Here is a 21,455-nt window from a genome sequence, read left to right as displayed (position 1 = left end):
GCCTATGGGAAGCGTGAATAGAGGTTCTTATGGTTCGCGGCGGCTGCCGAGGTCGGCGGCGGCGGTGAAGAGGACGTCGGTGGAGGAGTTGAGCGCGGTTTCGCAGGAGTCCTGTATCACGCCGATGACGAAGCCGACACCGACGACCTGCATGGCGACGTTGTGGTCGATGCCGAACAGGCTGCACGCCAGCGGGATCAGCAGCAGGGAGCCGCCGGCCACGCCCGACGCGCCGCACGCGCTGACGGTGGCGACGAGGCTCAGCAGCAGGGCGGTGGGGAAATCGACGGCGATGCCTTTGGTGTGCGCGGCGGCGAGGGCGAGCACGGTGATGGTGATGGCCGCGCCGGCCATGTTGATGGTGGCGCCCAGCGGGATGGAGATGGAATAGGTGTCTTCGTGCAGGCCGAGTTTTTTCGCCAGTGCCATGTTGACGGGGATGTTGGCGGCGGAGGAGCGGGTGAAGAAGGCGGGCACGCCGCTTTCGCGCAGGCAGAGCAGAACCAGCGGGTAGGGGTTTTTGCGGATTTTCCACCAGACAATCAGGGGGTTGAACACGAGCGCGACAAACAGCATGCAGCCGACCAGCACGGCAAGCAGTTTCAGATAGCCCAAGAGCGCGCCGAAGCCGGTTTCGGCCAGGGTGGAGGCGACGAGGCCGAAGATGCCCAGCGGGGCGAAGCGGATGATCCAGCGGACGATGGCGGATACGGCGTCGGCGGTGTCGGCGACGACGGCGCGGGTGGTCTGCGAGGCGTGGCGCAGGGCGAAGCCCAGCAGCAGCGACCAGGCGAGGATGCCGATGTAGTTGCCGCCGGCCAGCGCGCTGACGGGGTTGTCCACCAGCTTCATCATCAGGGTGTGCAGGATTTCGACGATGCCCTGCGGCGGGTTGAAGCCTTCTTTCGCGCTGCCCAGCGCGAGCGTGGTGGGGAAGGCCAAGCCCGCCGCCACGGCCACCAGAGCCGCGCCGAGCGTGCCGATAAGGTAGAGCAGCAGGATGGGCTTGATTTGGGTTTCGTTGCCTTTCTGGTGCTTGGTGATGGCCGCCGTTACCAGCACGAACACGAGAAACGGGGCGATGGCCTGCAACGCGCCGACGAACATTTTGCCGAGTATCTGCACCGCCATGGCGGCCTGCGGCGACACGATATACAGGGCGATGCCCAGCAGCAGGCCGATGACGATTTGTTTGACCACGTTCATGCGCAGCAGGGTATGGAAGACCGTATTGCCGGACATTGTTGACACCTTTACATATTCTAATAAAGGCTTGCATTCTATAAGAAACGGCGGGGGTTGAACAGCAGGCCGCGCCGCTGCGTTTATGCGTCGGGCAGATGCCACATCCACACCGCGCTGGCAAGGCACACCGCCGCCACGCCGGCCGCCACCCACCATTGTTCGGGGAAACGCCACAGCAGGAGGAGGCAGGAAAAGGTCATCATGGCGAAGGCGAAATATTTGGCGCGGCGCGGCACGGCGCGTTTTTCGTCCCAGTTTTGCACCATCGGGCCGAAATAGCGGTGGTGGTAGAGCCAGCGGTGGAAACGCGGCGAGGCTTTCGCCCAGCACAGCGCGGCCAGCAGCACGAAAGGGGTGGTGGGCAGGCCGGGCAGTACGATGCCGATGATGCCCAAAGCCAACGACACCGCGCCGGCCAGCCATAAGAGTGAGCGTGTGATCATGTTTTTCCTTTTGTTTTTAAAACGCTTTCTGCGCCGCCGCAGCCGCAGAAAGGTGCGCAATGATACGTTTTTTCAAGGCGGCGCGGAAGGATGAGGCCGTCTGAAAGCATGGCTTCGGTACGGCCGAAACGCGCTTGCGGCGCGGCTTTTTTCAGACGGCCTGCGTCGGTTACAATCCGCCGCTTTTGAGGCCGTCTGAAAAGCGCGGCTTCGGCACAGTCAAAATGCCTCCGCCGCGCGCAAAGCGGTTGCCGTTGCGAAAAACTATTTTCAGACGGCCTCTGCGCACGGCCTGCCGTCTGACGCAAGGAATTGTGTTTATGCCCTATCAGATTATCGCCCTCTTGGTGTGGAGCAGCACCTTTATCGCCGCGAAATACGCGGAAACGATGGCCGACCCCGCGATGACGGTGCAGCTGCGGCTGGTTGTCGCCGCGCTGATCGTGCTGCCCGTGTGCCGCCGCCATATGGGCAGGATTCCGCGCGACAAATGGAAGCCATTGTTGTGGCTGTCGTTTTGCAACTATATCGGCGTGCTGATGTTGCAGTTTATCGGCGTGAAATACACTTCGGCCGCCAGCGCGGTTACCGTGATCGGCCTCGAACCGCTGCTGATGGTGTTTATCGGCCATTTTTTCTTCCACGACAAGGCGCGCTGGTTTCATTGGCTGTGCGGCGCGGCGGCCTTTGCCGGTGTGGCGTTGCTGATATTGGGCGGCGGCGCGGAAGGCGGCGTGAGCCTGTTCGGCTGCTTTTTGGTGTTTTGCGGCGGGGTGGTGTTCTGCGCCATCACCCGCCCGACGCAGCGGCTGATCGCCGAAATCGGCGCGCCGGCCTACACGTCGGTGTCGCTGGCCGCTGCCGCCGTGCTCTGTGTGCCGTTCACGCTGCTGCTGGCGGAAAGCTATGCGGTGCGCTGGAACGCGCAGGGCGTGGCGGCGGTGCTGTATCTGGGCGTGGGGTGCAGCTGGCTGGCGTATCTGTTGTGGAACAAGGGGATGCTTACCGTGCCCGCCAATATGACCGGCGTGCTGCTGTCGCTGGAACCGGTGTTCGGCGTGTTGCTGGCGGTGCTGATACTGGGCGAGCACATCACGCCGCTGTCGTGGCTGGGCATCCTGATTGTGGTGGCCGCCACTTTCTGCGCGGGCGCGCTGCCGCAAATCATGGCGAAAAAACGGCAGGCCGTCTGAAAAGCACGGAATCGGTTTTTGGCTGCGCCGAAACCGTGTTTTCAGACGGCTTCTGCCGGTAAAGCGGACATTTGGCCGGACAAGGGGACAAGAGGCCGTCTGAAAATACTGTTCCGATACGGGCAAACGCCGTTTGCAGGTTTTGGCTGCGCCGAAACCGTGTTTTCAGACGGCCTCCGATGTCGGGGCAGGGCGTTGTTTCCTGTGTTGCGGGGCGGTTCGGGCGGCAAGGGCGCAAGAGGCCGTCTGAACGCGCCGCCGTCGACCGTCGGCAAAAAGTGTTGCGTGCAAACGCGGCCGCATGACGCAATGCAGCGGGAATATTTCACAAATAGTCTTTTTATTTACATATATTTGCCATCTTGCGCCAAACGGGCGGTGGGCTCGGCGGGAGAAAAATTCCGCCGCGCCGGTCATTAAAACCTTTCGGCTCAATGCCGTTGAATCTATAATGCAGGCGAACCGCAGGGTTGCGCCGCACTCCCTGTTTCGTCTTTGTCTTCCCAAGGAATGTGAAATCATGGCTCAAACGAACGCTGCTTCGGGTTCCATGTACAAAACCAATCTTGCATTCGCCGCCATGCTTATCGGTATGGTCGGCTATTTTATTTATTGGGGGATGGGCTACACCAACCACAACCACACCGCGATGTTCCTGCTGGCCACGCTGTTCGGTGTGTTCATGGCCTTCAATATCGGCGGCAACGACGTGGCCAATTCGTTCGGCACTTCGGTGGGCGCGGGCACGCTGACCATCCCGCAGGCGCTGCTGGTAGCGGCTGTGTTTGAAGTGAGCGGCGCGGTCATCGCCGGCGGCGAGGTAACCGAAACCATCCGCAACGGCATCGTGCGCATGGAAGCCCTGCCGATGCAGCCGATGCAGTTTGTTTACGTGATGATGTCCGCGCTGCTGGCCGCCGCGCTGTGGCTGCTGTTCGCCACCAAAAAAGGGTTGCCGGTGTCCACCACCCACGCCATCATCGGCGGCCTGGTCGGCAGCTCGATGATGCTGGGCTATCTGCTGACGTACAACGCCGACGGCACGCTCACGCTGGTGCAGTGGGACAAAATCGGCGAAATCGCCATATCGTGGGTGTTGTCGCCGATGCTGGGCGGGCTAGTTTCCTACGTTTTGTTTTATCAAGTAAAAAAGCACGTTCTCGACTACAACGAAGAAATCGTCAAACGCCTGAAAGAAGTCAAAGCCGAACGCAAAGCCTATAAGGAAGAACACCGCCTGCGCTTTGAAGCCCTGCCTGAGCAGGAACGCCTCGAAGCCGCCTCGGCCATGGCGCGCGACGCGCAGATTTACGGCGAATCCGATTTCGATCCCGACGAGCTGGAATCGGCCTATTACAAGGGGCTGTATGTCATCGAACAGCGCAAAAGCAGCATCGACGCCTACAAAGCCCTGCATTCGTGGGTGCCGCTGATTTCGGCCGGCGGCGGCATGATGATAGCCTCGATGCTGATTTTTAAGGGTTTGAAAAACCTGAATCTGGGCTTGGGCGATCTGGTCAGCTATCTGACCATCCTGATGATAGGCGCGGGCATCTGGCTGGCCACCTTTATCTATGCCAAAACTTTGAAACGCAAGGATTTGGCGAAATCGACTTTTCTGCTGTTTTCGTGGATGCAGGTGTTTACCGCCGCCGGATTCGCGTTCAGCCACGGCGCGAACGACATCGCCAACGCCATCGGCCCTTTCGCTGCGATTATGGACGTGCTGCGCACCGACCAAATCGGCGCGTCCGCACCTGTTCCTTCCATCGTTTTGCTGACCTTCGGCATCGCCCTGATTGTCGGCCTGTGGTTTATCGGCAAGGAAGTTATCGCCACCGTCGGTACCAGTTTGGCGGAGATGCACCCTGCTTCGGGTTTTACCGCCGAGCTGTCCGCCGCCTCGGTCGTCATGGCCGCTTCGATGCTCGGCCTGCCGGTATCCAGCACGCACATTCTGGTGGGAGCGGTGCTGGGCATCGGCCTGGTCAACCGCAACGCCAACTGGAAAGCGATGAAACCGATCGCTTTGGCCTGGGTTATCACCCTGCCCGCCGCCTCGCTGCTGTCGGTGCTTTGCTTTTTCGGCCTGCAAACGGCTTTCGGCTGAAACGGTTTGCCGCAGCAGGGATTTAATGAACTTTCTTTACAGATAATTGGAAAATTTTGTCATATGCTGTGCAGTTATTTATAATGGACAAAATTTTTTAAGAATCACGATGCGCGGCATCACCTGCCGCAAACGGGGATAAATTTACATGAGTGTAGGATTATTAAGGGTTTTAGCGCAAAACCGCATACTGTCCGCCGAGCAGGTCGAACGGTATCAGAAGGCATTGGGGGCGGGAAAAGACATCATCCCCATGCTCTTTAATGATAACGTTACCGACCCGAAGTCTCTGGCCGAACTGCTGGCCGGAATCTTCAACTACCCTGTTTTGGATCTGACCTATTACCCGCGCAGCAACATCGTGCAGGACATCCTGCCGGAAGAGCAGATGCAGAAAAACAACTGCATCCCGATCTTCAAGCGGGGCGGGAAACTCTATCTGGCCGTGTCCGATCCGACACGGATTCAGGAATTCCAAAAACTGATCACCGGCTATTCCGCCGACCTGATTGTCGTGCGCCACGATCAGCTTTTGACACTGACCGAATGGCTGGCGCAGCGTTCCACCACTATTTTGCGCGAAATGTCGCAGGAACAGTTGGATACCGCTGCGCCGCAGGCTTTGTTCATCGACGATCAGGAAGCGGAAGACGGGCCGATTGCGCGGTTTATCCAAAAAACCTTGGCCGACGCTTTGAATGCCGGCGCATCGGATATCCATTTCGAATTTTACGAACACACCGCACGCGTCCGTTTCCGTGTGGACGGGCAATTGCGCGAAGTTGTTCAGCCGCCTGTCGCCGTGCGCAGCCAGTTGGCTTCGCGCATCAAAGTGATGGCCAAACTCGACATCTCCGAAAAACGCATTCCGCAGGACGGCCGCATCCAAATCGCCTTCTCCAAGCACGGCCGCCCGACAGACTTCCGTGTCAGCACACTGCCGACCCTGTTCGGCGAAAAAGTGGTGATGCGTATTTTGAATTCCGATGCCTCCTCTCTGAATATTGATCAGCTCGGTTTTGAGGACTTCCAAAAAGATTTGCTGCTCGAAGCTATTCACCGCCCGTACGGCATGGTTCTGGTAACCGGCCCGACCGGTTCGGGTAAAACAGTTTCGCTCTATACCTGCTTGAACATTCTGAATACCGAGGGTGTGAACATTTCCACGGCGGAAGACCCCGCCGAGATCAACCTCCCGGGCATCAATCAGGTAAACGTAAACGACAAACAGGGTCTGACCTTTGCCGCCGCGTTGAAATCCTTCCTGCGCCAAGACCCGGACATCATCATGGTGGGTGAGATCCGCGACTTGGAAACGGCGGACATCGCCATTAAGGCGGCACAAACAGGCCATATGGTGTTTTCCACCCTGCATACCAACAATGCGCCGGCCACTCTGTCCCGTATGCTGAACATGGGCGTTGCGCCTTTCAATATTGCCAGCTCGGTCAGCCTGATTATGGCGCAAAGGCTGTTGCGGCGGCTTTGTTCAAACTGTAAAGAACCGATGGACAGACCGCCCGAACACGCGCTGAAAAAAGCCGGCTTTACCGAAGAAGATTTGGCCAAAGACTGGACGATGTACCGCGCGGTCGGCTGCGATACCTGCCGAGGAAAAGGATACAAAGGCCGTGCCGGCGTATATGAAGTTATGCCGATTACCGACGAAATGCAGCGCGTCATCATGGAAGGCGGCACCGAAGTGGACATTCAGCAAATGGCTTACAAAGAAGGAATGGTCGATCTGCGCCGAGCCGGTTTGCTGAAGGTAATGGACGGAATCACCTCTTTGGAAGAAGTATTGGGCAACACTAACGATTAATTGAAATGGACTGGGAAAATGAAAACTAACCAAGCAAATAAAGAAAAAGGCAAACGTTTTACCTTTGAAGGCAAGCATACCCAAAGCGATCAGATTGTGCGCGGCGAGGTGGTTGCGGCCAATGAGGAGGACGCACAGAGAAAGTTGTTGCGCAGAGGCATCAAACCGCTGCGTATCACCAAAGTCAAAGCAACCCGTAAAAAGCGGATTACGCAGGAAGACATCACCGTCTTTACCCGCCAGCTGGCCACCATGATGAAAGCGGGTCTGCCGCTGATGCAGGCTTTTGAAATCGTGGCGCGCGGCCATGCCAATCCGTCAATGACACAGTTGCTGATGTCGGTGAAAAGCGATGTGGAGCAAGGTCAGTCTATGGGTTCGGCGTTTGCCAAACATCCCAAATATTTTGACCGTTTTTACTGTAACTTGGTAGCAGCCGGCGAAGCGGGTGGTGTGCTGGAAAACCTTTTGGACAAGCTGGCCGTCTATAAGGAAAAAACCCAGTCGATCAAGAAAAAGGTGAAATCTGCGCTGACTTATCCTATCGCAATTGTTGTAGTCGCTGTTGTATTAGTCATTGTTATGATGATGTTTGTGCTGCCCGCATTCGGTAAAGTTTATAAGGATATGGGCGCAGAATTACCACCCCTTACTCAGTTTATGATGACCATGTCTGATTTCTTCGTCAGCTACGGCTGGTTGGTGATCATCGGTTTGATTGGCGCAGTAGTGGCGTTAATCCATCTCCATAAAACATCACCAAAATTCCAGAAGAAAGTCGATGCTTGGACTTTGAAACTCCCCATCTTTGGCGCGATTGTCCGCAAGGCTACCATCGCCCGCTGGGCAAGGACAACGGCCAGTCTGTTTGCTGCCGGCGTGCCTTTGGTGGAGGCTTTGGATTCTGTCGCCGGGGCATCGGGCAACATCTTGTACGAAGAAGCCACGCTCAATATCAAATCACAAGTCAACCAGGGTCTTTCGTTGACTTCCGGTATGCAGAGCACAGGTTTGTTCCCCAATATGGTCATTCAGATGGCCTCCATCGGTGAAGAATCCGGTTCTTTGGATGATATGCTGAATAAAGCGGCGGAATTCTATGAGGAAGAAGTGGATACGGCAGTTGCCCAGCTTTCTTCGCTGATGGAACCGATCATCATGGTTGTGCTTGGCGGCATCATCGGTACCATATTGGTAGCCATGTACCTGCCGCTGTTCAACTTGGGCAACGTGGTCGGCTAAGCGTTTATGGACGATTTTTACCTCCGCATGGCCGAAAACTACGGATCGTGGGTTGTCCATTTGTCGGCTGTTTTCGGCCTGCTGGTCGGCAGCTTCCTGAACGTCGTCATCTACCGGCTGCCGGTAATGATGGAGCGGGAATCGACTTTGCTGGCGAAAGAACATCTCGCTATCGAGCCGACGGAAGCGGAACGGCAGCCGTTCAGCCTGACCAAACCGGCTTCGCGCTGTCCGAAATGCGGACATGCCGTAAAACCGTGGCAGAATATTCCCGTTGTCAGCTATCTGCTGCTCAGGGGCAAATGCGGGCATTGCCGCACCCCCATCAGCATGCGCTATCCGGCCATCGAAATACTAACCGCCTGCATGTTTGCAGCGGTGGCCGTGCGTTACGGTTGGTCTTGGCTGACGCTTGCCGGTTTGGTGTTTACCGCCATGCTGATTGCGCTGACCTTTATCGATGCCGACACGCAGTACCTGCCCGACGAACTCACCCTACCGCTGATATGGCTGGGGCTGCTGGCCAACTACGGCGGCAACGGCTTGGTCAGCTTGCAGCAGGCCGTGGTCGGAGCCGTATGCGGCTATATGAGCCTGCGTCTGCTAAATGCCGCACACAAAGCAGTGCGCGGTATTGACGGCGTGGGCGGCGGCGACTGGAAACTTTTGGCCGCGCTCGGCGCATGGCTGGGGGCGGCCGTATTGCCGGTTGTCGTTTTTGCCGCCGCGATAGTCGGCTGCGTTGCCGCCCTTGTCATGCGCGTGAGGCAGAAAGAGCCGATGGCGTTCGGCCCCTGTTTGGCCATTGCCGGCTGGCTGGTTTTTATCGGCTACGACAAAGTGTCCGCCGGCATCCGCTGGTGGCTGCACATGTCGGGTTTGTCATGACGGCCTGGATCGGCCTGACCGGCGGAATCGGCAGCGGGAAATCACAGGCCGCTGCCGAATTTGCGTCTTTGGGCGTACCGGTTTTGGATACCGACCAAATCGGGCGCGAACTGACCGGTGAACAAGGCAAGGCACTGCCCCTGCTGCGACAGGCTTTCGGCGCGGAAATATTTTCAGACGGCCTCCTGAACCGGGCTGCATTGAGGCAGAAAGTCCTTACCGACGAAAAAGCGAAAAAACGTTTGGAAAACATCCTGCTGCCCATGATTCTGGACGAAACCATACGGCGGCAGAGCCGATACGGCGGACACATATACGGTATAATCGAAATCCCCCTGCTGGCCGAACAGCCTGATTTCCAAAGGAACATCAACGGCGTTTTGCTGGTCGAAGCCGACGAACAGACACGGATCGTGCGCGTCATGCGCCGCAGCGGCCTTCCTGAAGAACAAGTGCGGCAGTTCGTTGCCGCCCAGGCAGACGACAGGCAACGCCGTCGCCTGGCCGGCGAAATTCTCCTCAACAACGGCAGCACGCAGGAGCTGCGGCAGAAAATAGGCCGTCTGAATCCCTATTACCAGGCACGTTTCCAACATCCCACACCCTGACACCATGATTACATTCGAACACCCACTGTCCGAGCGCGTGCGCAACTTCCTGCGGATCGAATACCTCTTCAAACGCTTCCAAGACGAAATTTCCTGCCACCACTCGGCATGGGCGCACCACCTCGCCCTCTCCACCCTGTTCGACATCATGGAATCCGCCGCCCGCGCCGAACTGAAACTCGACATCTTGCAGGAACTCGAACGCCAGAAACAAATGGTGGCGCAATCGCGCACGCAGGAATCCGCGCAAATGTTGCAGGAAGACCTCAAACAAGTCGCACAGGGGCTGCTCGGCATCCAGCAGAAATTCGGCCAGCACCTGCGCGAAAACGAATGGCTGATGGCACTCAAACAGCGCATGCTCGTCCCCGGCGGCACCAGCCCGTTCGATCTGCCCTCCTACTACTACTGGCAGCAACGCCCCTACGAAGAACGCCGCGCCGACCTGCAAAAATGGATACGCACCCTGATGCCCACCTACGACGCCATTTCCGTCCTACTGCGCATCCTGCGGCAAAACTCATGGGAAGTAAGCTGCACCGCCAAACATGGCAACTACCAGCACGCCAGTCTTGCGCAAAACATCCACCTGCTCAGCATCGAAGTCGGCAAAGACCAGCGCGTCATGCCCGAAGTGTCCGCCAACAAATACTTTACCCATATCCGCTTCCTCGCCATTTCCGAAGAACGCCCGCGCGGCCCGCAGGTTGACAAAGACATCCCCTTCAAAATGATGATGAGCAGCTTCAACCGCGAAACCGGATAAACGATGAACCAGCCCGCCCCCACCGTCAAATGCCCACGCTGCGGCAAACCCGCTGAATTCTCGCCGCGCAACCCCTACCGTCCCTTTTGCAGCCAACGCTGCAAAACCGCCGACCTGGGCGCATGGGCGGACGGCAGCTACCGCGTATCCGCCGAAGAAGAACCCTTCTCCGAGCCGCCAACCCATTAAACCCAAGCAGGCCGTCTGAAAAACGCACCACAGTTTTGGCTGCGCCGAAGCCGTGTTTTAACTTCGTTGAAACTGCGCTTTCAGACGGTCTCAGAACCCGTTTGGCTCCTTTGCGCAAAGTGCCCGCTGCCGCGCCAAAGACTTTAACCCCTTTCCCAACCCAGCCGCCGACAAAACCCATGCTCACCCCGCAACACAGCCGCCTGTTCGACATCCCCTTCTACCAGTTTGCCCAGCTCAAAAAATACCAGCCCGAAAGCATCCCGCAAATCAAGGCCGACTACAAAGCCGCCTGGCAGGACTGGCAGACCCTCATCAAACAAGTCGCCGCCGAACTTGGCGAACCCTTCGCCCCGCCGCACATCGAACGCTGGTGCAACGGCTGGCAGGTACGCGCCCACTTCTTCGCCTACTTCAAATACGCGCAACACCGCGACGCCGCCGCCATCCTCTCCGTCCTCCTCAACCGCCGCCGCCTCACCGTCAGCCTCGACTGGCACTGCTACAAAGCCAACGTCTCCCCCATCGCCTTGCCCCAATACAACCAATGGCTGGACGCGCTGGATCACAAACGCTACGTCGCCTTCGACCTCTGGCACGGCACAGAAAACGAATACGCCGACTACGGCACAGTCGCCGATACCCCCGCCGAGCTGCAAGACGACGAAGACTTCTTCTGCATCGGCAAACACATAGAGCGCGACGACCTCGGCAAAACCGACAGCGCGGCATGGATCGCCCAAACCATACGCCAACTCGTCCCCCTCTACGAAGCCTGTTTCAAATAACCCCGCAAACACACACAGGTCGTCTGAAAACACGCTTTGGCGGTTTTGGCTGCGCCGAAGCCGTGCTTTCAGACGGCCTCAGCAGCAAAGATTGCCAAACCCGCCGTTTTTGGTACAATGCCGCCGACCCGACACCGCAAGCCGCCGTTCACCGCGCGGCTTGCCTTTTTGTATTTTTTGACACAACAAATATTCAGGAAAACACCCGAATGAAAAAAATCCCCCTCACCATACGCGGCGCGGAACTGCTCAAAAGCGAACTGCAACAGCTCAAAAGCGTCGCCCGCCCCGAAGTGATCGCCGCCATCGCCGAAGCCCGCTCGCACGGCGATTTGTCGGAAAACGCCGAATACGAAGCCGCCAAAGAACGCCAGGGCTTCATCGAAGGCCGCATCGCCGAAATCGAACACAAACTCTCGCACGCCCACGTCATCAACCCCGCCGAAATCCACGCCGAAGGCAAAGTCGTCTTCGGCGCAACCCTCGATTTGGAAGACCTCGACAGCGGCGAACACGTCCGCTACCAAATCGTCGGCGAAGACGAAGCCGACATCAAAGCCGGCAAAATCTCCGTCGGCTCGCCCATCGCCCGCGCCCTCATCGGCAAAGAAGAAGGCGACGTGGCCGAAGTGCAGGCTCCCGGCGGCGTGCGCGAATACGAAATCGTCGCCGTCGAATACGTCTGAGCCCTGCGGCGCGGCCGATTCCGCGCCAAAGGTAGTCAAGGCAGCCGATAACCGTTACAATCCGCCGCATTCCCGCAAACGCGCAACAGCGCAACAATCAAAAACCATCCGAAACGGAGTATAAAAATGACAGCTAAAGGACAGCTTTTACAAGATCCTTTTTTGAACGCACTGCGCAAAGAACACGTGCCGGTTTCCATCTACCTGGTCAACGGCATCAAACTGCAAGGCCAAGTCGAATCGTTTGACCAATACGTCGTCCTGCTGCGCAACACCTCGGTTACGCAAATGGTGTACAAACACGCCATCTCCACCATCGTTCCCGCCCGCGCCGTCAGCCTGCAACACGAAACCAAAGCCGCCGAAGGCGAAACCCCGGCAGAATAAGCCCGAAGCAACGCAGAGGCCGTCTGAAAAGTTTTCAGACGGCCTTTTGCTATAATCCCGCCCCCGTAAACGCAGCCCACCCCGAAAATGCAAGTCATCCAATACGAAAACTCCCCGTTCAAACTCCACCAGCCCTTCCCCCCCGCAGGCGACCAGCCTACCGCCATTGCCGGCCTGCTCGAAGGGCTTTCAGACGGCCTTGCCTACCAAACCCTGCTCGGCGTAACAGGCTCAGGCAAAACCTACACCATGGCGAACGTCATCGCCCAAAGCGGCCGTCCCGCCATCATCATGGCGCACAACAAAACCCTTGCCGCCCAGCTTTATGCCGAGATGCGCGAGTTTTTCCCCGAAAACGCGGTGGAATATTTCGTCTCCTACTACGACTATTACCAGCCCGAAGCCTATGTGCCCAGCCGCGATTTGTTCATCGAGAAAGACAGCGCGATCAACGAACACATCGAGCAGATGCGCCTTTCCGCCACCAAAAACCTGATGACGCGTGACGACGTGATTATCGTCGCCACCGTGTCCGCCATTTACGGTATCGGCGACCCGACCGAATATCAACAAATGGTGTTGTCCGTCAAAGAGGGCGACACCATCGAGCAGCGCGACATCATCGCCACGCTCGTTTCCATGCAGTACGAACGCGGCGATTTGGACTTCAAACGCGGCAGCTTCCGCGTGCGCGGCGACGTGATTGACGTGTACCCCGCCGAAAGCTCCGAAAACGCCTTACGCATCAGCCTGTTTGACGACGAAATCGACCGCCTCGATATGTTCGACCCGCTTTCAGGCAGCCTGCACCAGCGCGTCGGCCGCTACACCGTCTTCCCCTCCAGCCACTACGTTACCCCGCGCGACACCGTATTGCGCGCCTGCGAGTCCATCAAAGAAGAACTGCGCGAACGCATCGAATTTTTCGCCCGCGAACAACGCCCAGTCGAGCAACAACGCATCGAACAACGCACCCGCTTTGACCTTGAAATGCTCTACGAAATGGGCTTCTGCAAAGGCATCGAAAACTATTCCCGCCACTTCTCCGGCAAAAAAGAAGGAGAACCGCCGCCCACGCTGATGGACTACCTGCCCGACAATGCCATCATGTTCATCGACGAAAGCCACGTTACCGTTACCCAAATCGGCGGCATGTACAAAGGCGACGCATCGCGCAAGCAAAACCTCGTGGACTACGGCTTCCGCCTGCCTTCCGCCCGCGACAACCGTCCGCTCAAATTCCACGAATTTGAAAAAGTCATGCCGCAAACCATCTTCGTTTCCGCCACCCCCGCCAAATACGAAGAAGAACACGCCGGACAGGTGGTCGAACAAGTCGTCCGCCCCACAGGGCTGGTCGATCCCCAAATCATCATCCGCCCCGTCGCCACCCAAGTTGATGACTTAATGAGCGAAATCAACGACCGCATCCAAAAAGGCGAACGCGTACTCGTTACCACCCTCACCAAACGCATGGCGGAGCAACTCACCGACTATTACAGCGAACTCGGCATCAAAGTGCGCTACCTGCACAGCGACATCGACACCGTCGAGCGCGTTGAAATCATTAGAGATTTGCGGCTCGGCCTGTTTGACGTACTCGTCGGCATCAACCTCTTGCGCGAAGGTCTCGACATCCCCGAAGTCTCCCTCGTCGCCATCCTCGACGCCGACAAAGAAGGCTTCCTGCGCTCCCACCGCAGCCTGATTCAAACCATAGGCCGCGCCGCGCGCAACGTGAACGGCGTCGCCATCCTGTACGCCGACAAAATCACCGACTCTATGAAAGCCGCCATCGACGAAACCGAACGCCGCCGCGAAAAACAGATTAAATTCAACGAAGAACACAGCATCGTACCGCAGCAGATTAAAAAACAGGTCAAAGACATCATCGACGGCGTGTACCACGAAGAAGACAGCGGCAAAGGCCGTCTGAAAGGCAAAAGCAAGGTTAAAGTCGGCGAAATCCATAATGAAGAAGACGCGATTAAAGAAATCGCCAAACTGGAAAAAGCCATGCAACAGGCTGCTAGGGATTTGCAGTTTGAAGAGGCGGCGGTGTTAAGGGATAGGATTAGGAATATTAAAGAGAATTTGTTGTTTGGGGCAGAGTGAGAAGAAACATATCAATATTTGATTACAACAAAGGACAATACTATGAATTCAGATGAATTAAAAACACGGGTTTCTATCTTTTCGACAATTGCCACACCAATTGTTATTGCAATCGTTGGTTGGTGGATACAATCAAGTATTTCTCAAGATGGATTAAAGAAGGATTATGTTCAGATAGCTATTAATATTTTAAATAGTCCTGAAAGCAATAAAAACGTAGAATTACGTCAGTGGGCAGTGAATATTATTGATAAAAATTCCCCCATTCCATTTTCGCAAGCTAGCAAAGAAAAGTTGATTCAAGGAGGACTGTTATTTGTTAAGTTTCCAGAAGAGTTGGTGGAAGAATGTCCTGATTTACCAGAATTAAAGGGAGGTGCTGGCAAAGATGTAATGACTTGGTCTTTGGATGTTATTCATCAATATAAAATATGTCAATTACGTCATCATTACACTATTGAAGCTATCAAAGGCATGGAATCTATTAACCACAAATAGCAAGCGTAGCAAGCCGTAGCCTGCATCCCCACCAACCGCGTGCGTGGCTGCACCACACCCCCTACCTGCGGACGGCACAAACTTTAAAACCAACGTGTAGGGTGTGTGCGGCACGCACGCACGCGTTCTATGCCCTGAGGCAGCCTGCACCTGTAGGCATAAATACCTACCCTATATTCCCCAATAAAGCAGCCTGCACTTTGAAACCTCCAAAGTGCAGGCTGCTTTTCTATTGCGTGGCGTTACCGCTTATTCAATAACGACCCGTGCATTCAGCGGCTGTACGGGGCGGCTATTGTGCGAACCGACGGCGCGGGTGAATTTCTCCGCTTGCGCCTGGTCGATGTGGTCATAGGATTTCAACACCAACCATGATACGCCCTCGGTGCATGGCGGCGTGGTCAGCGAGCCGGCGAAGCGGTAGTAACGCAGGTTGCGCGGCAGCAGGGATGCGGCATTAAACGGCTGATCCAGTTTCACTTTTCCTGCCGTCATCGGCATGGCGTTCCAGATGGAAGACAGGCGATTGTTGGTTCTGCCGGCTTCATACAGCACTGCCAATACCAAAGGCTGTTTGTTTTCGTCTAAGTGGACGAAGTGGGCTTCCATCGGGAAGGTGCGGCCTTTGATTTGGTTTTCGCTCGGCACGTGGAAGTGGAACTGTTTCAGGGTGTAGGTGCGGCCGTTCACGGTCAGGGTGTTGCCGCCTTCAGGATAATTAACCTGAATGGTGTGGCCGTTGTTTTCAACTTCCACAGCACTCGGACGGTAATTAACTTGAATGGTAGGCAGTCTGCCGGAAACGGTTTCGGTAATGTTGACGGGGGATTGGTTTTTGCCGGTGGAGCACAAACGGAACTCTTCGGACAGATTGCCCCAGCTTTCGGGGGAATCGTGTCCTGTGTAGCCCCAATGGGTGTGGCTGTCGTGTGCGGCAGCAGAGAGAGCGGTAAACGCCGACAGCACGACGGCGGTCAGGCGGGGTAACGTACGGTTGAAGCAGAGCATTGCAATATCCTTTATCTATTAAGGAGTGGAAAAAAAGCGTTGCGGTGCGTATGTCGTATGTAAATATTTATTTTTATTGAAATATAGCGATATTAAATGGTTCGGTCAAGCGTTTGCAGCCTGCAAACGATTAGAGTAATGAACTTAAAGCGAATTCATTTTTTCATAAACCCTATTCTTTTTGAGGGAAATGGGGTGCAGGCTGCTTTTGCCGGAAAAGGCCTTTCAAATGCCGTTGGAAAGGGGGAGGACGGCGGTATCTGCCGCTTCATTTTTCCGATACTGTCCCGGCGAAATCCCATATTGTTTTTTAAACGCTTTGCCGAAATGGGTTTCGGATTGAAAGCAAGCGTAGGGTGGGTACTTGTTGCCCACGCGTTCTATGCCCTGAGGCAGCCTGAAACTGCGTGGGCATAAATCCCCACCCTACACCCAAAAAAAGCAGTCTGCACTTTGAAACCTCCAAAGTGCAGGCTGCTTTTCTATTGCGTGGCGTTACCGCTTATTCAATAACGACCCGTACATTCAGCAAGCGTAGGCTGGGTCGAGACCCAACATGATCGGATAATCGGAAATGTTGGGTTTGGCAACCCAACCTTGTATTATGAAAAAGCCCTGTAACGAGGCATCATTACAGGGCGGCGCAAGCGGAGTTATACCCAACCTAAGCAAGCGTGGCCCGCGTAGGGTGTGTGGCTCTGCCACGCACGCCGTCCTCAATCCCCAAAACCGCGTGCGTGCCTACGGCTCACACCACCAATGCAGCCTGAAAAAGCCGCCCGCCCCAACAGCAGACGGCTTTTCCTCTTTTCAGGCTGCCTCATTCCCCGCCACCACCCCACCCCCAATCTCCCGCACCAACGCCACCTCATTCCACGCCCGCAACTACTCCCGAAACACCTCAAACGGCATCAGCTGCGAGCCAAAGCGCGCCAAATGCGCGGTGTCTTGTTGGCAGTCAATCAGGCGGATGCCGCAATCTGCCAGAAACGGCACGGCGCAGGCAAAGGCGATTTTGGAGGCATCGGCGCGGTGGGCAAACATGGATGCACCGTAAAACACGCTGCCGATTTGCACGCCGTAGAAACCGCCTGCCAGCTGCCATTGCACCGCTGCGTCGGGCAGCCAGCATTCAAAGCTGTGCGCGTGCCCCATGCGGTGCAGCGCGGTGTAGGCAGCCTGAAAATCGGGCGTAATCCAAGTGCCTCCTTGCTTGGGGCGCGGCACTTGGGCGCAAGCGGCAATCACATCGGCAAAACGGGCATTCGCGCTGACGCGGTAGCTTTTGTGGCGCAAGGTTTTGGCGAGCGAACGCCCGATGTGCAGCCGCTCGGGCAACAGCACGGCGCGGGAGTGCTGCGCAAACCAGTAAAACAAGCTGTAGGCCGTCTGAAAACGCCGTTTCGTCCGTCCGAGTGGGCAGGATTGCAAACCGCTAGCGTTATTGACAGCCGTTTTGTATAATCGCGTTAATTTTTGCAAGCAGCACTTTCTTTCCTCAAACCTTAAAGGAGTTTTTTATGAACCAGCCGTCCAACCCGCTGTTGAACCAGCAGCCGCAGTCTTTCCAGCAGTCCGCGCCCGTTATCGGCATCGGCGAATGGATTGTTACCGTGATTGTCCTCAACCTGCCGCTGATCGGCCTGATTATGGCCTGCGTGTGGGGATTCAGCAGCACCACCAATCCGACCAAGGCCAATTTCTGCAAAGCCATGCTGATCTTCATGCTGATTGTTGTTGTACTTTACTTTGTGCTGATTGCCGCCTTTGTCGGCGGTGCTGCTTCGATGCAGGCGCAGTAAGGTTTGCATGATGCAAGAGGCCGTCTGAAAACCTGTTTTATGGGTTTTCAGACGGCCTTTTTCGATATGCGGCGGGTGTTTACGCGCCGTACACTTTAAAGCGGTCGTCCAGCGGGGCATAGGCTTTTTCGCCCGCCGCTGCGGCGATGCCGCCGAACACCAGCTCGGCGCGCAGCGTCCACGAGGCGGGGATGTTCCATTCGCGGGCGACTGCCGCGTCGATCAGCGGGTTGTAGTGTTGCAGGTTCGCGCCGATGCCGGCGGCGGCCAGCGTGGTCCACACGGCGTATTGGTGCATGGCGTTGCTGTGTTCTGCCCACACGGGGAAGTTGTCGGCATACAGCGGGAACTGCGCCTGCAAGCCTTTTACGACGTCTTGGTCTTCAAAAAACAGCACCGAGCCGGCGGCGGCTTTGAACATCGCCAGCTTCTGCGCGGTTTGCTCGAACTGCCCGGCGGGCACGACGGCGCGCAGCGCGTCTTCGGCGAACCGCCACAGTTTTTCATGCTCCGCGCCAAACAGCACCACCACGCGGGTGGACTGCGAATTGAACGACGAGGGCGTGTGTTTGACCGCGTGTTCGATAATGGCGGCCACTTCGCCCGCAGGCAGCGGCAGGTTTTTGTTTAAGGCGTAAACGGAACGGCGGGTTTCGGCCGCCTGTTGCAGGGTTTGGTAAGTCATATCGTCCTCCTTATTCGGAACGGTTTTTGCAGAAAAGTTTGTCCAGCGACCACGCGCCGCCGCCGGCTGCGGCCAGATACAGGAACACAAAGCTGAACAGCGCGGCCGACTCGCCGCCGTTGGCAATCGGAAACAGCGGGTTGCCCTGCGAAGCGTGTGCCATAAAATAGGCCACCGCCATCTGGCCGGACAGGATAAAGGCCACGGGGCGGGTCAGCAGCCCCAAGAGCAGCAGGATGCCGCCGCCCACTTCCAAAATGCCCGCCGCCAGATAAATGCCCGAGGGCACGCCGCCGCCCATCGATACGGGGAAGGAGAAAAATTTGGCGGTGCCGTGCAGCAGGAACATATAGGCCGCAGCGATGCGCAGCAGGGAAAGCACGGCGGGGGCGAAACGGTTCAAAGCATTCATAGGGGCTTCCTTTCAAATAACAACAATTATCACAAGAGCGGCATTATAGATAAAGCCCCGCCGCAGATATATACTCGCGGCATTGACGCAACCTTTCCCGACAGGAAACGAAAAACACTCATGGACACCCTGTTCAGCCTGCGCGTATTTCGCGAAGTCGTCCGCCAGGGCAGCTTCACCCGCGCTGCCGACAAGCTCGGCATCTCCACCGCCATGGCCAGCAAGCACGTTTCCCATCTGGAAAAGCAGGTCTGCGCCAAACTGCTGCAACGCAACAGCCGCAGCCTGCACCTTACCGAAGCCGGCGAACAATACCACCGCTGCTGCGCCCAAGCCCTCGAAACGCTCGACACCGCCGCCGAACGCGCCGCCGGCGGCGCGGACACCCCGCAGGGCCGACTCAGAATCACCATGCCCATGTGGTTCGCCAACCCCGTATTCAGCGGCTGGCTGGCCGAATACCGCCGCCGCCACCCGCAGGTTGCCCTCGACCTGATACTCGACAACCGCAAGGCCGACCTGATCGCCGAAGGCATCGACCTCGCCCTGCGCGTCAGCACCGACGACCTCCCGCCCAGCCTGATTGTGCGCCCGCTCTCCGACATCCGCTTCTACCTCGCCGCCGCCCCCGACTACCTCGCCGCACACGGCACCCCCGCCACCCCGCAGCAGGCCGCGCGGCTCGACTTCGTGCTGCCCAGCTATGTGGACATGGACAGCGTGCGCATCACGCGCGGTAGCGACAGCTTCACCCTCGCCCCCGCCGCCCCCGTGCGCGCCGACAACACCCTGATGGTGCGCCAGATGGTGCTTGCCGGCTGCGGCATCGGCTACCTGCCCGAATGGACGGTGCGCCGCGACTTTGCAAACGGACGCCTCGCGCGCATCCTGCCCGACTGGCACATCCTCACCGCCACCCTCTACGCCGCCTACGCCGACCGCGCCTTCCTCAGCGCGAAAGTGCGCAGCTTCATCGATTTCCTGTGCGAAAAAACCGCGCAGGATGCAGAGGCCGTCTGAAAACGCGGTTTCGTTTTTGGCTGCGTCGAAACTGGGCTTTTAGACGGCCTTTTCCCGCTTATGTAGGGTGTGTGGCGCAGCCACGCACGCGGTTTGGGTTTTGGGGAGTAAGGTAGGTTGGGTCGAGACCCAATACCCGCGCAACCTGCCAATGTTGGGTTTGCAACCCAACCTACCCGCTGCGCCGAAGCCGTAGGTCGGGCATTTATGCCCGACATATCAAACTGCGTTTTTCAGACGGCCTTAAAGTGTTCCCAAACGGGGCGGCAGTTGTCCGGCAGGGCGGGGCACGCGCCGAGGATGCCGCCGGAGAAGTCGTTGGGGCGGTGGAAGTCGCTGCCCGCGCTGGCGAGCAGGCCGTAGCGTTCGGCCAGTTGGGCGTAGTTGCGGCGGTCGTTGGCCTGGCAGCTGCCGCTGTGCACTTCGATGCCCGCGCCGCCGAGGGCTTTGAATTCTTCAAACAAATGCCGTTTGGCGGTGGCGGAAAAGCCGTAGCGCATCGGGTGGGCGATGACGGCCAAACCGCCCGCGCCGTTGACGGCGTTCACGCATTCTTCCAGCGTTGCCCACTGGTGCGGCACGGCGCAGGATTTGCCCTCGCCCAGATATTTGGCAAACGCCTGCTGCTTGTTGCGCACGTGGCCGCCGTTGATGAGGAACTCGGCCACATGGGTGCGGCTGGCCATTTCTTTGTTGGCCGCCAGCGCGAGCGCGCCTTCGTATGCGCCCGCGATGCCTTTTTTTGCCAGTTTTTCGGCGATGGCCGCCAATCTTTTCAGACGGCCTTTTTTTACTCGGGCGAGCAGGTTTTGCAGCGTTTCATTGTGTTCGTCGAAATCCAGCCCGACGATGTGGATGGTGCTGCCGCGCCACGTTACCGAGATTTCCGCGCCGTTAATCAGGCGCAGGCCGAGTTTGGCGGCTTCGGCGCGGGCTTCGGGCAGGCCGCCGGTGTGGTCGTGGTCGGTGAGGGCGAGCAGGGTGCAGCCGTTGGCGTGCGCCAGCCGCACCACTTCGGCGGGGCTGAGGCGGCCGTCTGAAATGGTGGAATGGCAGTGCAGATCGATCATGGTTTGCCTTTCAAGGCTTGCTGTTGCGCGTCGTATTCGGCTTTTTCGCGGCGGTAGACGGCGAAGGTGCAGGCCTCGCCGCATTCGCTGCCGCAGCATTCCCAGTCTGCGGGCGGCACGGGTTCGGGCAGCGGTGTTTTTTCAGACGGCCGATTGGGTTTATTCGCCGTCATCGGGGGTGTGTCCGTCGAAAACCTGCAAAACCGCGCCGCCGCATTCGATGGTGTCGCCGCCGCGTATTTTGGCCGTTTTGCGCGTTTCCGTCGCGCCGTTGCGCCGCACTTTGCCCTCCGCAATCAGGGCTTTGGCCTGCCCGCCGCTGTGGGCGAGGGCGGCGAGTTTCAACAGATCGCACAGGGCGATGTATTCTTGGTCTTCGAGATAAACGGCGGCTTGCATCACGCGCTTTCAAAATGGCAAAGGCCGTATTGTAAGCGAAAAGGCCGTCTGAAAAACCTTTCAGACGGCCTGTTGCCCG

At 57.4% G+C, this 21,455-nt stretch carries 23 protein-coding genes and 2 pseudogenes; 15 read left to right on the top strand and 10 right to left on the bottom strand.

From position 1 onward, the window contains the following. Positions 1-27: 27 nt before the first annotated feature. Entirely contained in the window at positions 28-1,242 is a 1,215-nt protein-coding gene (gene sstT / locus H3L91_RS00300; protein ID WP_007341364.1) for a serine/threonine transporter SstT, read from the bottom strand. An 83-nt stretch (positions 1,243-1,325) separates the two neighbouring features. Continuing rightward, a complete protein-coding gene (locus H3L91_RS00295) occupies positions 1,326-1,688 on the bottom strand; it encodes a YbaN family protein (protein ID WP_007341363.1) in 363 nt (120 codons plus the stop codon). A gap of 320 nt (positions 1,689-2,008) precedes the next feature. Between H3L91_RS00295 and H3L91_RS00290 the strand changes: the two genes are divergently transcribed. The 13 genes from H3L91_RS00290 (at position 2,009) to H3L91_RS12235 (ending at position 14,980) form a co-directional block, all read left to right on the top strand. Further along, the gene (locus tag H3L91_RS00290; RefSeq protein ID WP_007341361.1) at positions 2,009-2,881 is read left to right on the top strand and encodes a DMT family transporter; all 873 of its coding nucleotides are present in this window, start codon (positions 2,009-2,011) and stop codon (positions 2,879-2,881) included. 520 nt (positions 2,882-3,401) lie between these two features. Beyond that, positions 3,402-4,991, top strand: a complete 1,590-nt coding sequence (locus H3L91_RS00285; RefSeq protein WP_040658482.1) for an inorganic phosphate transporter — start codon at positions 3,402-3,404, stop codon at positions 4,989-4,991. Between the two features lie 148 nt (positions 4,992-5,139). After that, positions 5,140-6,813: a type IV-A pilus assembly ATPase PilB gene (gene pilB, locus H3L91_RS00280; RefSeq protein ID WP_007341357.1), complete on the top strand. Its 1,674-nt coding sequence runs from the start codon at positions 5,140-5,142 to the stop codon at positions 6,811-6,813. 18 nt (positions 6,814-6,831) lie between these two features. Next, positions 6,832-8,055, top strand: a complete 1,224-nt coding sequence (locus tag H3L91_RS00275; RefSeq protein ID WP_007341356.1) for a type II secretion system F family protein — start codon at positions 6,832-6,834, stop codon at positions 8,053-8,055. A gap of 6 nt (positions 8,056-8,061) precedes the next feature. Further along, entirely contained in the window at positions 8,062-8,943 is an 882-nt protein-coding gene (locus H3L91_RS00270) for a prepilin peptidase (RefSeq protein WP_007341355.1), read from the top strand. After that, positions 8,940-9,551, top strand: a complete 612-nt coding sequence (gene coaE / locus H3L91_RS00265; protein WP_007341354.1) for a dephospho-CoA kinase — start codon at positions 8,940-8,942, stop codon at positions 9,549-9,551. The genes H3L91_RS00270 and coaE overlap by 4 nt, the downstream gene beginning before the upstream one ends. Before the next feature lie 4 nt (positions 9,552-9,555). Continuing rightward, positions 9,556-10,317 carry a cell division protein ZapD gene (gene zapD / locus H3L91_RS00260; protein ID WP_007341353.1) on the top strand — a complete coding sequence of 254 codons (762 nt, stop codon included), beginning with the start codon at positions 9,556-9,558 and terminating at the stop codon, positions 10,315-10,317. Between the two features lie 3 nt (positions 10,318-10,320). Continuing rightward, complete coding sequence (locus H3L91_RS00255) at positions 10,321-10,506, top strand: DNA gyrase inhibitor YacG (RefSeq protein ID WP_007341352.1); 186 nt, start codon at positions 10,321-10,323, stop codon at positions 10,504-10,506. Between the two features lie 179 nt (positions 10,507-10,685). Next, positions 10,686-11,294, top strand: coding sequence for an HI_0552 family protein (locus H3L91_RS00250; RefSeq protein WP_007341351.1), 609 nt, complete (start codon positions 10,686-10,688; stop codon positions 11,292-11,294). Between the two features lie 209 nt (positions 11,295-11,503). After that, positions 11,504-11,980 (top strand): transcription elongation factor GreA, encoded by a 477-nt coding sequence (greA, locus tag H3L91_RS00245; protein ID WP_040658481.1) that lies wholly within the window; start codon positions 11,504-11,506, stop codon positions 11,978-11,980. A gap of 126 nt (positions 11,981-12,106) precedes the next feature. Further along, the gene (gene hfq / locus H3L91_RS00240) at positions 12,107-12,367 is read left to right on the top strand and encodes an RNA chaperone Hfq (RefSeq protein WP_007341349.1); all 261 of its coding nucleotides are present in this window, start codon (positions 12,107-12,109) and stop codon (positions 12,365-12,367) included. An 87-nt stretch (positions 12,368-12,454) separates the two neighbouring features. Then, positions 12,455-14,482 (top strand): excinuclease ABC subunit UvrB, encoded by a 2,028-nt coding sequence (gene uvrB / locus H3L91_RS00235; protein ID WP_007341348.1) that lies wholly within the window; start codon positions 12,455-12,457, stop codon positions 14,480-14,482. A gap of 42 nt (positions 14,483-14,524) precedes the next feature. Then, the gene (locus H3L91_RS12235; RefSeq protein ID WP_244958469.1) at positions 14,525-14,980 is read left to right on the top strand and encodes a hypothetical protein; all 456 of its coding nucleotides are present in this window, start codon (positions 14,525-14,527) and stop codon (positions 14,978-14,980) included. Positions 14,981-15,229: 249 nt separating this feature from the next. Here the strand turns inward: H3L91_RS12235 and cah are convergent, their stop codons facing one another. From cah to H3L91_RS00215, 3 genes and pseudogenes are all read right to left on the bottom strand, one after another. Beyond that, positions 15,230-15,988 carry a carbonic anhydrase gene (gene cah, locus H3L91_RS00225; RefSeq protein ID WP_007341347.1) on the bottom strand — a complete coding sequence of 253 codons (759 nt, stop codon included), beginning with the start codon at positions 15,986-15,988 and terminating at the stop codon, positions 15,230-15,232. A 225-nt stretch (positions 15,989-16,213) separates the two neighbouring features. Further along, positions 16,214-16,333 (bottom strand): annotated as a pseudogene (locus tag H3L91_RS00220) (helix-turn-helix domain-containing protein); the annotation flags it as partial. A 465-nt stretch (positions 16,334-16,798) separates the two neighbouring features. Beyond that, positions 16,799-17,362, bottom strand: a pseudogene (locus tag H3L91_RS00215) (leucyl/phenylalanyl-tRNA--protein transferase); the annotation flags it as partial. Between the two features lie 146 nt (positions 17,363-17,508). Between H3L91_RS00215 and H3L91_RS00210 the strand changes: the two are divergent. Further along, positions 17,509-17,790: a hypothetical protein gene (locus H3L91_RS00210; RefSeq protein WP_007341344.1), complete on the top strand. Its 282-nt coding sequence runs from the start codon at positions 17,509-17,511 to the stop codon at positions 17,788-17,790. Between the two features lie 79 nt (positions 17,791-17,869). On the opposite strand, the gene H3L91_RS00205 is transcribed toward H3L91_RS00210, so the two are convergent. Both H3L91_RS00205 and H3L91_RS00200 read right to left on the bottom strand, forming a co-directional pair. Beyond that, the gene (locus H3L91_RS00205; protein ID WP_007341343.1) at positions 17,870-18,475 is read right to left on the bottom strand and encodes a nitroreductase family protein; all 606 of its coding nucleotides are present in this window, start codon (positions 18,473-18,475) and stop codon (positions 17,870-17,872) included. A 10-nt stretch (positions 18,476-18,485) separates the two neighbouring features. Beyond that, on the bottom strand, positions 18,486-18,887 hold the full coding sequence (locus H3L91_RS00200) for a DoxX family protein (RefSeq protein ID WP_007341342.1): 402 nt from the start codon (positions 18,885-18,887) through the stop codon (positions 18,486-18,488). A gap of 120 nt (positions 18,888-19,007) precedes the next feature. Here H3L91_RS00200 and H3L91_RS00195 point away from each other — a divergent pair, with 120 nt between their 5' ends. Continuing rightward, positions 19,008-19,907, top strand: coding sequence for a LysR family transcriptional regulator (locus tag H3L91_RS00195; RefSeq protein WP_007341341.1), 900 nt, complete (start codon positions 19,008-19,010; stop codon positions 19,905-19,907). 233 nt (positions 19,908-20,140) lie between these two features. Here H3L91_RS00195 and H3L91_RS00190 read toward each other — a convergent pair whose 3' ends face one another. The 3 genes from H3L91_RS00190 to H3L91_RS00180 are packed head-to-tail and all read right to left on the bottom strand — an operon-like array spanning position 20,141 to position 21,376. Continuing rightward, on the bottom strand, positions 20,141-20,977 hold the full coding sequence (locus H3L91_RS00190; RefSeq protein ID WP_007341340.1) for a PHP domain-containing protein: 837 nt from the start codon (positions 20,975-20,977) through the stop codon (positions 20,141-20,143). Next, positions 20,974-21,150 (bottom strand): hypothetical protein, encoded by a 177-nt coding sequence (locus H3L91_RS00185; RefSeq protein WP_007341339.1) that lies wholly within the window; start codon positions 21,148-21,150, stop codon positions 20,974-20,976. The genes H3L91_RS00190 and H3L91_RS00185 overlap by 4 nt, the downstream gene beginning before the upstream one ends. Beyond that, positions 21,137-21,376, bottom strand: a complete 240-nt coding sequence (locus H3L91_RS00180) for an RNA-binding S4 domain-containing protein (protein ID WP_007341338.1) — start codon at positions 21,374-21,376, stop codon at positions 21,137-21,139. The genes H3L91_RS00185 and H3L91_RS00180 overlap by 14 nt, the downstream gene beginning before the upstream one ends. Positions 21,377-21,455: the final 79 nt, after the last annotated feature.

It is taken from the genome of Neisseria bacilliformis (assembly GCF_014055025.1).
GTDB classification, from domain to species: Bacteria; Pseudomonadota; Gammaproteobacteria; order Burkholderiales; family Neisseriaceae; genus Neisseria; species Neisseria bacilliformis.
This window is presented reverse-complemented; position numbering and strand designations above follow the sequence as displayed.